Annotated in this window: 1 pseudogene; it reads right to left on the reverse strand. The window is 34.6% G+C overall.

The window, feature by feature from the left end:
- Positions 1 to 587, reverse strand: a pseudogene (locus NK213_RS17940) (hypothetical protein); the annotation flags it as partial.

Genomic DNA, 587 nt, shown 5'->3' on the forward strand with positions numbered 1-587 from the left:
TACAGCCAGTTGTAAAGTCTTACTGGTTTTTGGTTGGCATGTATTCTTTTTATACTTTGACTTGTTCCTACTATTCCGTTTTTTCCTTTTTCCGGCTCAAGCTGTGTACCACTAAATCCAAACCAGAAAAATCGTGCTATCCTTTGTCTGTGTTTTACTTTACTCCAACACAATTCAAATTCTGACAGGCTGTAATCTGCCTTTGCTATATTCATACTCTCTGATTCGAAGTCGGTCCTTTTATCCCATACAAGCCAGCTTCCACCCTCTATTTCTTTTATGTAGTAATTTGCTCCCCACCAGAACTGTTCTTCTACATTCTTAAAGTATTTAAGAAAAATACTGCAATCAAAGTATTTATCATCATTTAATATCTTCCTGTAATTTTTTCCATCACTCATAGTTGAAAAATCTGTATCAAGATTCATTCCATACGGAGGGTCTGATACTACTGCATCTATTTGAATACCTTTTAGGAGTTTATTTAGGTTATCCTTATTAAAACTGTCGCCGCATAATATCCTGTGGTTTCCAAGTTCTATTAAGTCTCCTCTTTTTATTACCAGATTTTTTATTTCTTCAGGTAT

This window comes from Sebaldella sp. S0638 (assembly GCF_024158605.1).
Lineage (GTDB): Bacteria > Fusobacteriota > Fusobacteriia > Fusobacteriales > Leptotrichiaceae > Sebaldella.